The 12,434-nt window shown below is 62.0% G+C and carries 11 protein-coding genes and 1 pseudogene; 10 read left to right on the plus strand and 2 right to left on the minus strand.

Annotation, left to right across the window (positions count from 1 at the left end; genetic code table 11):
* The 8 genes and pseudogenes from KTN04_RS14570 to KTN04_RS14605 all read left to right on the plus strand — a co-directional run.
* A pseudogene (locus KTN04_RS14570) lies at positions 1–145 on the plus strand (electron transfer flavoprotein subunit alpha/FixB family protein); the annotation flags it as partial.
* Positions 146–244: 99 nt separating this feature from the next.
* The gene (locus tag KTN04_RS14575; RefSeq protein WP_217335968.1) at positions 245–1,402 is read left to right on the plus strand and encodes a helix-turn-helix transcriptional regulator; all 1,158 of its coding nucleotides are present in this window, start codon (positions 245–247) and stop codon (positions 1,400–1,402) included.
* Between the two features lie 89 nt (positions 1,403–1,491).
* Positions 1,492–2,325, plus strand: a complete 834-nt coding sequence (locus KTN04_RS14580) for an SDR family NAD(P)-dependent oxidoreductase (protein WP_217335969.1) — start codon at positions 1,492–1,494, stop codon at positions 2,323–2,325.
* Positions 2,326–2,440: 115 nt separating this feature from the next.
* On the plus strand, positions 2,441–4,075 hold the full coding sequence (locus tag KTN04_RS14585) for a DUF1302 domain-containing protein (protein ID WP_217335970.1): 1,635 nt from the start codon (positions 2,441–2,443) through the stop codon (positions 4,073–4,075).
* A gap of 23 nt (positions 4,076–4,098) precedes the next feature.
* Positions 4,099–4,989 carry a DUF1329 domain-containing protein gene (locus tag KTN04_RS14590; RefSeq protein ID WP_254262584.1) on the plus strand — a complete coding sequence of 297 codons (891 nt, stop codon included), beginning with the start codon at positions 4,099–4,101 and terminating at the stop codon, positions 4,987–4,989.
* A 58-nt stretch (positions 4,990–5,047) separates the two neighbouring features.
* Entirely contained in the window at positions 5,048–6,211 is a 1,164-nt protein-coding gene (locus KTN04_RS14595) for an acyl-CoA dehydrogenase family protein (protein ID WP_217335972.1), read from the plus strand.
* On the plus strand, positions 6,208–7,404 hold the full coding sequence (locus KTN04_RS14600) for an acyl-CoA dehydrogenase family protein (protein ID WP_217335973.1): 1,197 nt from the start codon (positions 6,208–6,210) through the stop codon (positions 7,402–7,404). The genes KTN04_RS14595 and KTN04_RS14600 overlap by 4 nt, the downstream gene beginning before the upstream one ends.
* Before the next feature lie 29 nt (positions 7,405–7,433).
* Positions 7,434–8,672 carry an NADH:flavin oxidoreductase gene (locus KTN04_RS14605; protein ID WP_217335974.1) on the plus strand — a complete coding sequence of 413 codons (1,239 nt, stop codon included), beginning with the start codon at positions 7,434–7,436 and terminating at the stop codon, positions 8,670–8,672.
* Positions 8,673–8,875: 203 nt separating this feature from the next.
* Here KTN04_RS14605 and KTN04_RS14610 read toward each other — a convergent pair whose 3' ends face one another.
* Together KTN04_RS14610 and KTN04_RS14615 are read right to left on the minus strand one after the other, a co-directional pair.
* Positions 8,876–9,628: an SDR family NAD(P)-dependent oxidoreductase gene (locus tag KTN04_RS14610; protein ID WP_217335975.1), complete on the minus strand. Its 753-nt coding sequence runs from the start codon at positions 9,626–9,628 to the stop codon at positions 8,876–8,878.
* Between the two features lie 68 nt (positions 9,629–9,696).
* Positions 9,697–10,488 (minus strand): enoyl-CoA hydratase, encoded by a 792-nt coding sequence (locus KTN04_RS14615; protein WP_217335976.1) that lies wholly within the window; start codon positions 10,486–10,488, stop codon positions 9,697–9,699.
* 137 nt (positions 10,489–10,625) lie between these two features.
* Here KTN04_RS14615 and KTN04_RS14620 point away from each other — a divergent pair, with 137 nt between their 5' ends.
* Both KTN04_RS14620 and KTN04_RS14625 read left to right on the plus strand, forming a co-directional pair.
* A complete protein-coding gene (locus KTN04_RS14620; RefSeq protein ID WP_217335977.1) occupies positions 10,626–11,399 on the plus strand; it encodes an SDR family oxidoreductase in 774 nt (257 codons plus the stop codon).
* Between the two features lie 56 nt (positions 11,400–11,455).
* Positions 11,456–12,427: an OB-fold domain-containing protein gene (locus KTN04_RS14625; protein ID WP_217335978.1), complete on the plus strand. Its 972-nt coding sequence runs from the start codon at positions 11,456–11,458 to the stop codon at positions 12,425–12,427.
* Positions 12,428–12,434 lie beyond the last annotated feature (7 nt).

Consider the following 12,434-nt stretch of genomic DNA (forward strand, 5'->3'; position numbering starts at 1 on the left):
GCATCTGGCCGGCATGAGTGATTCAAAAGTGATCGTCGCGATCAACAAGGACCCCGACGCGCCGATCTTCCAGGTGGCCGATTACGGCCTCGAAGGGGATTTGTTCGAGCTGGTACCCGAGCTGACCCAACAGCTGAGGGCCTGACCGCCCGAATGATCAACGGGCCTGACGCCCATTGCGTGCACAATGAAGTATGGCGCAGGCCCGTGGCACCCTAAAGACAACAATAACAGGGGTACACACATGAACCGATTGGACGTTGAGCAGCTGAACAGCCTGCTCTCCGCACTGTATGACGCCTCCATGGACAACCATGGCTGGGGCGATGCGCTTGACCAGCTCAAGGCGCTCTTTTCAGCCAACTATGTCACCCTGATCCTGAAAATGCCGGACACCCAGGCCGAAGACGAACTGGGACTGATGGTATCGGTCGGGGACATGCAGAATTCCGGGGAAGTGGTCTACTTTCCCTACCGCCACAACCTCACGCCTTTTACCAACCAAACGCCGGACAAGGTGTTCACCGTCGACGATCTGATGAGCGAAGAGGAGTGGCGTGATAGCCCCTACCGCAAGCACTGGTGTGCCTGCAACGACGTCTACCATGTTATGGCCGTGGACATTTCCACCCCGGATTCAGGTACCCTGAGATTCCGTATCACCCGCCCCGAGTCCTCAGCGGCCTTCAGTGAAGACGACAAGGAACTGTGCCGTTTTCTGCTGCCGCACATTCGCCGCGCGCTTAATATTCGCAACCTGCTGGATCGCAGTCAGGTGATGGGCTCGCTGTATTCCAAGGCCATCAGCCGCCTGTCCATCGCCACCGTCGTCATCGACGAAAGCGGCCAGATCCTGGATGAAAACGTGTTTGCCAAGGAGATTCTGGAATCCGGCGATGGCCTCAAGGTTGTGGGCGGTCGGCTGGAAGCCAGTTATCCCAGTGATAACCGGGAACTGCGCCGTCTGATCAAGGAAACGTTTGAAGGCAAGCGTACGGCGGGTGACAAAACCCTGCCTGAAGCCATGTCGGTCACCCGGCCCTCCGGTGAGGTCAGCCTGGGGGTGGTGGTGGAGTCGATTCCGTCCACCGCCTGGGCCGAGGGCAAGGGCCAGCCGGCGGCCGTGGTCTATATCCGCGATGCCGTGGGCAAGTCCCAGGCCAGCAATGAGGTGGCCAAGAAACTCTTCGGTCTCACCCCGGCCGAAACGGCGCTATCGATCCAGCTGGCCAACGGCCTGTCACTGGAAGAAGCCGCCGAAGCCTTGAATATTCGCCGCAATACCGCCCGTGCCCACCTGCGCGCCATCTTCTCCAAAACCGGTGTCCGCCGCCAGACCGAACTGGTGCGCATCTTCCTCAACAGTGTGGCCGCACTGGGGCAAGGTGATCAGGAACACTGACCAATAACCTCGTCTTGTTGAGGTATGTGATCCGCCCCCGGCTGTAGCAATCTGGTTGTCATCAAACGTCAACCAGAGGAGGGACAGCCATGGGGCAGGTCGTCTTCATTACCGGTGCCAGTCGTGGCATCGGTCGCGCCACCGCTATCGAATTTGCCCGTGCCGGGTTTGATCTGGCACTGAGCGCCCGCACCCTCGCCAATGGCGATACCCATCCGCACAGTATTCGTACCGCCGACGGTCAGCCGCTGGCCGGCAGCCTGAACGAGACCGCCGAGCAGGCGCGCGCGTTCGGTGTCGAGGTCAAGGTGGTCCCCATGGACCTGCTCGACAGCGAATCGGTCAGTCAGGCGGTCACGGCCGTGCTGGACCACTATGGCCATATCGATGTGCTGATCAACAACGCCATCTACCAGGGCCCGGATCTGAACGCGCCGTTTCTGGCGCTGCAGCCGCACACCCTGGCGCGCATGGCGCAGGGGTACATCAGTGCGCCGGTACAGATTACCCAGCAGGTGTTGCCGGGCATGCTGGCACGGGGGCAGGGCTGCATCATCAACATCACCTCCGGGGCCGGGGAATCCGACCCGCCTGTACCAGCCACGGCGGGTGGCTGGGGCTACGCCTATGGTGCCGGCAAGGCGGCGGTATCGCGCCTGGCGGGCATTATTGCCCGCGAGCATGGCGACCAGGGCATTCGTGCCTTTACCGTCAATCCCGGTGTGGTGAATACCGAAACCCTGCGCGCGACCATCGGTGATCAGGGCATTGATGCGTTGGGCAAGGGCGTGGCCGAGCCTGAACTGCCGGCGGCCGTACTGCACTGGCTGGCCACGTCCGAGCAGGCGGCGGAGTACCAATACCGCACCGTGCACGCCCAGCCCTTTGCCCGCACGCACAACATTGCGCCGGGTCAGTCGTGATGCATTTCTAGTCTGAATCAACGATGAGTCTGGCCCCTGCCTGCCCGAGCATGGTCAAGTGGCCATCTTTCGGTCGCGGGATAACAACAATAATCATGCTCATTGGAGGGCAATCATGATTAAGCAACGGATTCCTGTAGGACGCACGGGGTTGCTGCCGCTGGCACTCGCTGTCGCCGTTGGTCAGGCACATGCGTTCGAGACCATCTATATCGGTGACGATACCGAGGTCAGCTCTTCGCTGACCCTGTCCTATACCGCGTCGGCACGTACCTCATCACCGTCGAATGTCTATCTCAACGACATCAATGGCGATGATGCCACGCGCAACTTCGACAAGGGCAGCCTGATCAACAACCGGCTTAACGCCCTGGGCGAGGTGCGCATTCGTCATGACAACCTCGGTGCCATGCTGCGGGCCAGCATGTTCTACGATGATGTTTATCGCAGCAGCAACGACAACGACTCGCCGGGCACTGTCAACAAGGTGGGCCGTTTTGATGAGTTCAGCGACAAGACGCGTGAGCTCAGCGGCTATGACCCGCGCCTGCTGGATGCCTTTGTCTACGGCAACTTTGTCATCGGTGACAACAACTATCTGTCGGTCAAGGCCGGTCGCCATATTGTCGCCTGGGGCGAGAGCTTATTCTTCCCCAATATCAGCCAGGGCCAGCTGCCGGTGGATGCGGCGGTGTTCAACGTGCCTGGTACCGAAGCGAAGGAAGGTTATTTGCCGGTGGGACAGTTGTCTGCCAGCCTGACTTTGACCGATAACCTGACCCTGACCGGCTTCTACCAGTATGACTGGGAAAAGACCCGCCTGAACCCTGTTGGGGACTTCTTCGGCAACGACACCTTCGGCCCCGGTGCGCAGTTCATTCGCCTAGCCACCGGTCCGATCGGCTCGCTGCCGTCTCCGGCGGTGATCAACTATGCCGGTGAAATCCGCCCGGATGACAGCGGTCAGTGGGGCGTCGGCGCTCGTTACTTGATGGGCGACAGCACCGAAATCGGTCTGTTTCACTACCGTTACCATGATCGGGTCGGAGCGCTGTTTACCGACTTTACCGGCGATACTCGCTACTCCTCGTTTGATGGCTTCAACGGTTGCACCGCGAGTACGGGTGGCAATGCCTGTTACAAGCTGGGCTACTTCGACGACATCAAGCTGACCGGTGTGAGCATCAGTTCCAAGGTGGGCGATGTGCAGCTCGGCGGTGACATCAGTTACCGCGACGGGGCGCCGGTATACCTTGAAAACGGTGCGCCGACACGTGGCAGCTACCTGCAGACCAACCTGAACGGCGTCTACATCATGGGCCCGAGCGCGCTGGCACAGCAGACCACCCTGATGGCGGAAGTGGTACACGAGCGCATTCATGATGTGGATACCCTGACCATCACCTCCGGCGGTGTCAGCAGTCGACACGACCGCTTCGAATATGATGGTCAGACCCGCAACAATGCGGCCATGTCACTGGCGGCCTTCATGGACTACCCGGGCATTTTCAGCGGCTGGGATTTGACCACCAAGGCGATCTGGACCCAGAACATCGATGGCAGCGGCTTTGCCGGCGCCGGTCTGGGCCGTGACGAAAAACGCCTCACGCTGGGGGCCGATTTCGAATACCTGGGCAACATGCAGCTGGGCCTCACCTGGGTGAATTACCTCAGCTCCGCCAGTCTCGAGAAGAAGCGCATGATGTCTGACCGCGACTATGTCTCGCTCAGCGCCAAATACACCTTCTGAACCGCAGGGATGATGAGATGAAAATGAAGTACTCAACGCTGGCAGCCGCGATCGCGCTGCATACCGCACTGCTCAGTGGCACCGCGCTGGCCGCGGCCACTGCCGAAGAACTGGCCGAACTGGGCAATAGCCGCACCTGTGTCGGCTCGCTCAAAGCCGGCAATGACGCGGGCACCATTCCCGAGTGGAGCGGCAAGTGGCAGGGCGTGCCGGACCATGTCAATTTTGAAGGCACCGGCAACCACCCGGTGGACCCTTACCCGCAGGATACGCCTAAATTCGTGATCACGGCGCAGAACATGGCTGAGCATGCCGACAAGCTGTCGGCGGGGCAGAAGGCGCTGTTTGAGAAATACCCCGATACCTTCCAGATGCCGGTCTACCCGTCCCGACGCGATTTCCGTTTCCCGGACAACGTATGTGAGGTAACACGCCAGAATGCGCAGAGCGCCAAGCTGGTCAACGACGGCGAGGGGGTCGAGGCGACCACCGGCGGGATCCTGTTCCCCTTCCCGAAGAGCGGTCTGGAACTGCTGACACCGGGGCACGCCAACCCGGAGCACATGCGCTATGAACTGCAGCGCGTGTGGGTACTGGAGGCCAACCTCAAGGATGATTACCGCCATATCTACGGCAAGCGTCACATGTACATCGATGCCGACACCTGGTTCATGGTGATGGCCGATAACTATGACGCCCGTGGCGGCCTGTGGCGTACCTCCATGGTGAATTATTTCTATGCCTATGAGGCGCAGACCTGGCAGGCGGGCGTGGGTTTCTACCACGACCTTCAGGCCGGCAGCTACCTGGCGTTCAACCTGATCAATGAACAGCCCAAGGGCTACACCCTCAACGAAGGCGATCTGTCGGATCGCGACTTTGGACCTCAGGCAGCACGCCGCGCGGGTCTTTAACTGATGGCGGGCACCCCAGGGGTGCCCGTTTTATCCACTCAACACGGAGCGACACCCTATGGAGTTCCGCTTTACTGAAGAACAACAGATGATCCGCGAAACAGCCGCGGGTTTCCTGGCCGATTGTTCAACCTCGGCGGCAGTGCGAGAGGCGATGGCCACCGAATCGGGTCATGACCTGTCGCTCTGGCGGCAGCTGTGCGATGACCTCTACCTGCATGCCATTACCCTGCCCGAATCGATGGGCGGCATGGGGCTGGGGTATGTCGAACTGGTTGCGGTGATGGAGCAGATGGGACGCTATCTGGCGTGCAGCCCCTTTTTCGCCACCGTCGGTCAGGCGCTGCCGGCCCTGCAGCTAGCCGGCGGTGAGGCGGCAACACCCTGGCTGGAACGGCTGCTGGCGGGTGAAACGGCCGGCCTGGCCTGGATCGGTCGGGAGGCGCCGGGGTGTGACGCGGTCACGGCGACCTGCACTCCGACCGCTGACGGTTACCGCATCAGCGGCGACTACCGGCTGGTGGTGGATGGCCACACGGCCGGCCTGCTGGTGCTGGCGGCACGCCTGCCGGACAGCCGGGGGCGCGAGGGTGTGCACCTGTTCGTGGTGGATGCCGAACATGCGGGGCTGCACCGGCAATGGACGCCCACCCTGGACCAGACGCGCCATCTGGCACGGGTCCAGGTGGACGGTCTTGAATTGCCGGCCGAGGCCTGTCTGACAGGGGATGGGCAGGGCGGCGCCATACTGGAGCAGGTCTTGCAGCTGGCCACGGTCGCCTTGGCCGCCGAGCAGGTCGGCGTGGCCCAGCAGGTGCAGGACCTGGCGGTGCAATACACCAAGGAGCGTGAGCAGTTTGGTCGCCCCATTGCCAGTTTTCAGGCGATCAAGCACAAGGCGGCGGACATGATGTTGCGCACGGAAGTGGCTCGTTCTGCCTGCTACTACGCGGCCTGTGTGGCGGACGAAGCCTGGCAGGGCGGGGCGCTGGCGGATGAGTTGTCCGAGGCCGCGGCCATCGCCAAGTCCTATTGCTCGGAAGCGGCCCTCCTTAATGCCGGTGAAGCCCTGCAGATGCATGGCGGTGTCGGCTTTACCTGGGAATATGACGTGCACCTGTATTTCAAGCGTGCCAAGGCCAGCGAGTTGATGCTGGGTAACGTGAGCGAACACCGCGAAGCCCTGGCGCGGCTGTTGCTGGATGAAGGAGAGCAGGCATGAAACTGAGCTTCAGCGCTGAAGACGAACGTTTTCGTACCGAAGTCGCCGACTGGCTGGCGGCCAATCTGACCGGCGAGTTCGCCCAACTGAAATTCCGTGGTGGCCCCGGTGATGAACACAGCTTCCCCGACGAGCGCAAGCGGTGGGAACAGCGCCTGGCCGAGGGGGGCTGGACCTGTGTTGGCTGGCCCAAGGCGCATGGCGGTCGCGGCTGCAGCATTGAGCAGCAGGTGATCTTCTTCGAGGAATACGCCCGTGCCGGCGCGCCGGGGCGTGTGGGGCACATCGGGGAAGGCCTGACCGGGCCGACCCTGATCGCCTTCGGTACGCCCGAGCAGCAGGCCCGTTATCTACCGGGCATCCTCAACGGCACCGAACTCTGGTGCCAGGGCTACTCCGAGCCGGGGGCCGGTTCCGATCTGGCCAACGTGAAAACCAAGGCGCGCTTCGATGCCGAGCACAACCGTTGGGTCATCAATGGCCAGAAGGTCTGGACCTCGCTGGCGCATGAGTCCGATTACTGCTTCGTGATCGCCCGTACCGATCCGGACTCCGTTGGCCACAAGGGGCTGGGTTTCTTCCTGGTGAAGATGGATCAGCCAGGCATCGAGGTGCGCCCCATCCAGCAGATCACCGGCTCATCCGAGTTCAACGAGGTGTTCTTCGATGATGCGGTCTGCGGTGCCGGTGACATTGTCGGTGCGCCCGGCGATGGCTGGAAGGTGGCCATGGGACTGCTGGGCTTCGAGCGCGGCGTATCCACCCTGGGACAGCAGATGCAGTTCCAGAACGAGCTGGATGAAGTGATCCGCGTCGCGAAAGAAAACGGCAAGGATCGTGATCCGGTGATCCGTCAGCGCATCGCCAAGGCCCATGCCGAGCTGAAGATCATGCGCTACAACAGCCTGCGCATGCTCTCCGGCCAAAGCGGCAGCGATGGCAGCCTGCAGCGCGAGGCCCTGATCTACAAGCTGTTCTGGGCGACCTGGCACCGCAGTCTGGGTGAGTTGGCCATTGATGTCTGTGGCCAGCAGGGACAGCTGCTGGAGGCGGCGCCCTACGCGTTGAATCGGTTGCAGTCGCTGTTTCTGTACGTGCGATCGGATACCATCTATGGCGGCAGCAACCAGATCCAGCGCAACATCATTGCCGAGCGTGGGCTGGAGATGCCGCGCGAGCCCCGGTGGCGCTGAGCGTCACCTTGATCTGACGAGGAAATCCCATGTCCGAACACCGACAGCAAGCGTTTACTCCCGTGCAGCTGGGGCCGATCACCCTGCGCAACCGTTTCATCCGGGCCGGCGCCAACGAGGCCATGAGTCTGGATGGCACGCCAACCCGGGCCATGGTCAAGCATCACCGTGACATGGCGCGCGGCGGCGTGGCCCTGACCACTGTGGCCTACGGGGCCGTATCCGAACGTGGCCGTACCCTGCCCAATCAGATCTGGCTGCGCGAGGCAATCGTTCCGGACCTCAAGGTGCTGACCGATGCGGTGCACGCCGAAGGCGGCAAAATCTCCATGCAGTTGACGCACGGTGGCTCCTTCATCACTTCCATCCGGGTGAAGGGGCGTACCATCAGCGCCTCTTCCGGCATCAACAAGGCAGGGCTGCTGTGCGGCAACCTGTTGCAGCGGGGCATGAAGGAAGCCGACATGGCCGAGGTGACGCGGGAGTTCGTGCGCGCCGCCGAGCTGTGTCGCGAGGCCGGGTTTGATGCCGTCGAGCTGCACATGGGCCACGGTTACCTGTTGAATCAGTTCATCTCGCCGCTCTCCAACAAGCGCAAGGATGAATACGGCGGCAGTGCCGAGAACCGGGCGCGTTTTCCGGCTCAGGTGCTGCGCGCGGTCAAGCAGGCGGTGGGCCAGGATCTGGCGGTACTGGCCAAGATCAATGTGGCGGATGGCGTGCGTCGGGGGGCAACGGTCGAGGATGCCATCGTTACCGGCCGTCTCCTGCAGGATGCGGGGGCGGACATGCTGGTGCTCTCTGGCGGTCGCAACATTGAATCCGGCTGGTTCATGTTCGGCAGCAACATGAATCTGGACGAGATGAGCAAGGTGCTGGCGGAGCAGAAGCTGACGCTGGCCATGATTAAGCTGTCACAGAAGGGTGTGCCCCAGGTGAAGTTTCGCCCCATGTATTTCCTGGATTACTCGCGCAAGATCCGCGCGGCACTGGATATCCCGCTGGGCTATCTGGGCGGCGTCTCCTCCATGGCGGATGTGGAAACGGCGATGGCGGAAGGCTTTGAAGCGGTGGTGATGGCCCGCCCGCTGCTGCATGATCCCGAGCTGGTGCGCAAGTTCCAGCAGGGCCTGGTCAGCAAGAGCGGCTGCACCCACTGCAACGGCTGCGTGCCCTACATCTACCATCCTGGCGGCACCCGCTGCATCGAAAACCCGCCCAATGACGTGGCACTGAACCAGCAGCCGGCGCGCATGGACGGCATCTGACGGGCGCGGTCCGTCGGCCATACAGTCTGTTGCAGGCGCGCTCACATGCAGCCGTGTTGATGAAGGCATGGAAGCTCGCCTTGCGCGCGAAGGGAGTGGGCAAACGGGCAAAAAAAGACCCCCGGGGTGTGCGGCCGCCGGGGGCAAAAAACCATGCGAGATGGCAAGTGCAACAGAGGTATTGCTTGGTTCAGCAGCGGCGCTTATGCCGTGAGGCTGCCGCCGTTGAGGGGGTGAATCTGGCCGGTAACCCAGCTGGCTTCGGTGGAGGCCAGGTAGGCCACGCCCGCGCCCACGTCTTCCGGTGAACCGGCGCGGGGCACCATGCAGCTCTTGGCCGCGATTTTTTCCGATCCTTCCCAGTTGTTCATGGTGCCCAGCGAAAGACCATTGACGGTGACGCCCTGGCGGCCGGTTTCGGCGGCCAGCTGGCGGATGAAGCCGACAGCACCGGCCTTGGAGGCGGCATAGGCAGCGATACCCATGGGCACCCCGGCGCGCCAGGATTCGGAGGTGATGCAGATGAAGCGGCCCCAGCCCTGTTCCAGCATGCCGGGCAGAACCGCCTGGGCGGCATGCATCAGCGCGTTCAGGTTCAGATCTAGAAACTGCTGCCACTGCGCCGGGTCGGATTCCAAGAATTTGCCATAGCCCATGCCATCGGTGGGAACACCGGCATTGGCGACAAAAATGTCCAGACTGCCGAAGGCGTCATTGACGGCGGCAACCATCTGTTTCAGCTGAGCCGGGTCGGTGATGTCGGCGGCGACACCGATGACATCAAAGCCTTCGCTGCGCAGCTGTTCGGCGGCGGCATCGGCGCGGTCTTGATAGAAGTCATTGATCGCTACGCGGGCGCCCTGACGGGCCAGTGCACGGGCCACGCCCAGTCCCATGCCGCGACCGGCGCCGGTGACCAGAGCATTTTTGCCCTTGAGTGAAAACAGCGGTTCCATGTGTGACGTCTCCTTGTTGATCTTATGTGTCGGTGACGAGTGCGGCTGAATGTTCAGTGTGGCCGCACTTACTGGCCCGTAAAGTCGGGGTGGCGCTTGTCCAGGAAGGCCTGCATGCCTTCATGCTGGTCACGGGAGGCAAACAGCATGGCGTTGGCCTTGCGCTCCAGTGACAGCGCGCTTTCCAGTGACGCATCCATGCCATGCAGGATGCACTCCTTGATCTGTTCCACCGCCAGCGGCGGCATGCGGGCGATGGTACGGGCGGTTTTCAGCGCCGTAGTCATGACCTGGTCATCCGGGCAGACCTCGCTGACCAGTCCGCCCACCCAGGCTTCCTGTGCGGTAATCGGCCGTCCGGTCAGTGCCATGCTCATGGCCTTGGTCTTGCCGACGGCACGCACCAGGCGCTGGGTGCCACCGATCCCCGGCATGATGCCGATGCGAATCTCGGGCTGGCAGAAGCTGGCGCCTTCGCCGGCAATCAGGATGTCGGCATGCATCGCCAGTTCACAGCCGCCGCCGAAGGCATAGCCGCAGATGGCCGCCACCACCGGCTTGGGGCAGTGCTGGATCGGCGCCCAGACCCGTTCGGTATGACGCTTGTAGATCTCGATGGGATCGGCGTCGATCAGGCCGGTAATGTCGCCGCCGGCGGCAAAGACCTTGTCGCCGCCGGTCAGCACGATACAGCGCACGCTGTTGTCGTCGGCCAGCTCGGTAAAGCGACGATTGAGCTGCTGCTGCAGTTCAAGGCTCAGGGCGTTGGTGGCGTGCGGGCGGTTCAGCCGCAGCACGGCGATGCCGGGCTCGGGACGCTCCAGCAGCAGGGTATCTTCGGGACGTTGTGAGTCGGTCACGGCACTCGCCTCGCTGACAATGGATAGTGATGGCGATTCTGTCAGCACGGGGCAAATAAACATCGTCCGTTCAGACGAAGAGTGAGTAACGGGCCGCTGATTAGACTGCAGACATCAAGAAAAATAAGGAGGCGTGTATGACGCAGTTTGATTACAGCGGTCAGGTGGTTCTGGTGACCGGTGGCACCAAGGGAATCGGTGCCGGTATCGCCCGCGCGTTTCTGGCGGCAGGTGCCACCGTGATTGTATGCGGCCGTAATGCACCGGAACAACTGCCCAGCGCCAACGATCGCGAAGCCGTCTTCATGCCGCTGGATGTGCGCGACTATGACGCGGCCGAAGTGCTGCTGCAGACCATTGTCAATGAATACGGTCGATTGGACGTGCTGGTTAACAATGCCGGAGGCGCGCCTCATGCGCTGGCCGGTGAGGTGTCGCCACGCTTCCACGAGGGCATTCTGCGTCTGAACCTGATCGCACCGCTCAACCTGGCACAGTTGGCCAACCGCCACATGCAGCAGCAGGAGCAGGGCGGCAGCATCATCTTTATCGGCAGCATCAGCGCGCTGCGGGCCTCACCGGGTACCGCCGCCTACGGTGCCGCCAAGGCTGGCATCCTGTCACTGACGTCATCGCTGGCGGTGGAGTGGGCGCCGAAGGTACGCGTCACGGCGGTCAGCCCCGGCCTGGTGCAAACCGAGCAGTCTCACCTGCATTTTGGTGACGAGGCCGGTATTGCCGCCGTGGCCGCCACCATCCCGGCCGGCCGCATGGCCACGCCGGAAGATATTGGCAACGGCTGTCTGTACATGGCCTCACCACTGGCCTCCTATGCCGGCGGCAGCAACCTGCTGCTGAACGGCGGTGGCGAAAAACCCGCATTCTTGCAGGCCCAAACGGCCGACAACTGAATACAACCCGGCGCCGCCCGCGACCGGGTGGCCCCATATCGCAAAGGAGACGTATCTTGGCTGATTACGAATGGTTATCGGAAGTACGTTCCATGGTGGGGCGGGAATATGGCCGCATCTACGCATGGGACGAAGTAAACCCGGCGATGGTTCGGCAATGGTGTGAGGTGATGGGCGTGGACAACCCGCTCTACACCGACCCTGACTATGCCGCCACCACCGAGTTCGGTGAACTGGTTGCGCCCCCGGCCATGCTCCAGGCCTGGTGTCTGGAAGGGCTGCACATGAACAACTACCCGCCGGGCTCCACCGATGAGAACCCCTATGAAGTGTTGGGCTTGATCGAAGCCCAGGGGTACCCGGCGGTGGTGGCGGTGAACTCCGAGCTGAGCTTTGACCGCTATGTGCGCATGGGTGAAAAACTCTACTACACCACCCTGATCAAGGAAGTCAGCGAAGAGAAAACCACGGCCCTGGGCACCGGTTTCTTCGTGACTCAGGTGATGTCCTTCTTCTCTGAAAAGCCCGAGGGCGACGAGAAAGTGGGTGAACTGCTGTTCCGCGTGATCAAGTTCAAGCCGGCGCAGCAGCCCAAGGCGGTCGAAAAGAGCGAATCTGCGGTCCCCACGATCAAGCGTCCCAAGCCGGGCATCAGCGATGACACCCGTTTCTTCTGGGAAGGCTGCGAAGCCGGTGAACTGCGCATTCAGCACTGCACCAGCTGCAACAAGCTGCAGCATCCGCCGGCGCCGGTGTGCAGCCACTGCCAGAGCTTTGAACTGGACTACCGGGTCAGCACCGGCAAGGGCGAACTCTACTCTTTCGTGGTGATGCACTACCCGGAAGTACCGCCGTTTGACTACCCCAACCCGATCGGCCTGATTCAGCTGGACGAGGGGGTGCGCATCCCCGCCGGTCTGACCGGTGTGAATCCGTCTGACCTGGAGATTGGCCAGCGTGTCGAGGTCGAGTTCCAGACTTTCGATGATGAACTGACGCTGCCGCTGTTTCGACCGGCCACCGCCTGAGGAGGAA

The sequence above is a fragment of the Marinobacterium weihaiense genome (assembly GCF_019061305.1).
GTDB classification, from domain to species: domain Bacteria; phylum Pseudomonadota; class Gammaproteobacteria; order Pseudomonadales; family Balneatricaceae; genus Marinobacterium; species Marinobacterium weihaiense.

What these genes read in the sequence shown, in the direction of transcription:
- KTN04_RS14605 (WP_217335974.1), top strand. Translation starts at nt 7,434, where the DNA reads ATGTCCGAACACCGACAGCAAGCGTTTACTCCCGTGCAGCTGGGGCCG.
- KTN04_RS14600 (WP_217335973.1), top strand. Translation starts at nt 6,208, where the DNA reads ATGAAACTGAGCTTCAGCGCTGAAGACGAACGTTTTCGTACCGAAGTC.
- KTN04_RS14575 (WP_217335968.1), top strand. Translation starts at nt 245, where the DNA reads ATGAACCGATTGGACGTTGAGCAGCTGAACAGCCTGCTCTCCGCACTG.
- KTN04_RS14585 (WP_217335970.1), top strand. Translation starts at nt 2,441, where the DNA reads ATGATTAAGCAACGGATTCCTGTAGGACGCACGGGGTTGCTGCCGCTG.
- KTN04_RS14590 (WP_254262584.1), top strand. Translation starts at nt 4,099, where the DNA reads ATGAAGTACTCAACGCTGGCAGCCGCGATCGCGCTGCATACCGCACTG.
- KTN04_RS14610 (WP_217335975.1), bottom strand. Translation starts at nt 9,628, where the DNA reads ATGGAACCGCTGTTTTCACTCAAGGGCAAAAATGCTCTGGTCACCGGC.
- KTN04_RS14580 (WP_217335969.1), top strand. Translation starts at nt 1,492, where the DNA reads ATGGGGCAGGTCGTCTTCATTACCGGTGCCAGTCGTGGCATCGGTCGC.
- KTN04_RS14595 (WP_217335972.1), top strand. Translation starts at nt 5,048, where the DNA reads ATGGAGTTCCGCTTTACTGAAGAACAACAGATGATCCGCGAAACAGCC.
- KTN04_RS14620 (WP_217335977.1), top strand. Translation starts at nt 10,626, where the DNA reads ATGACGCAGTTTGATTACAGCGGTCAGGTGGTTCTGGTGACCGGTGGC.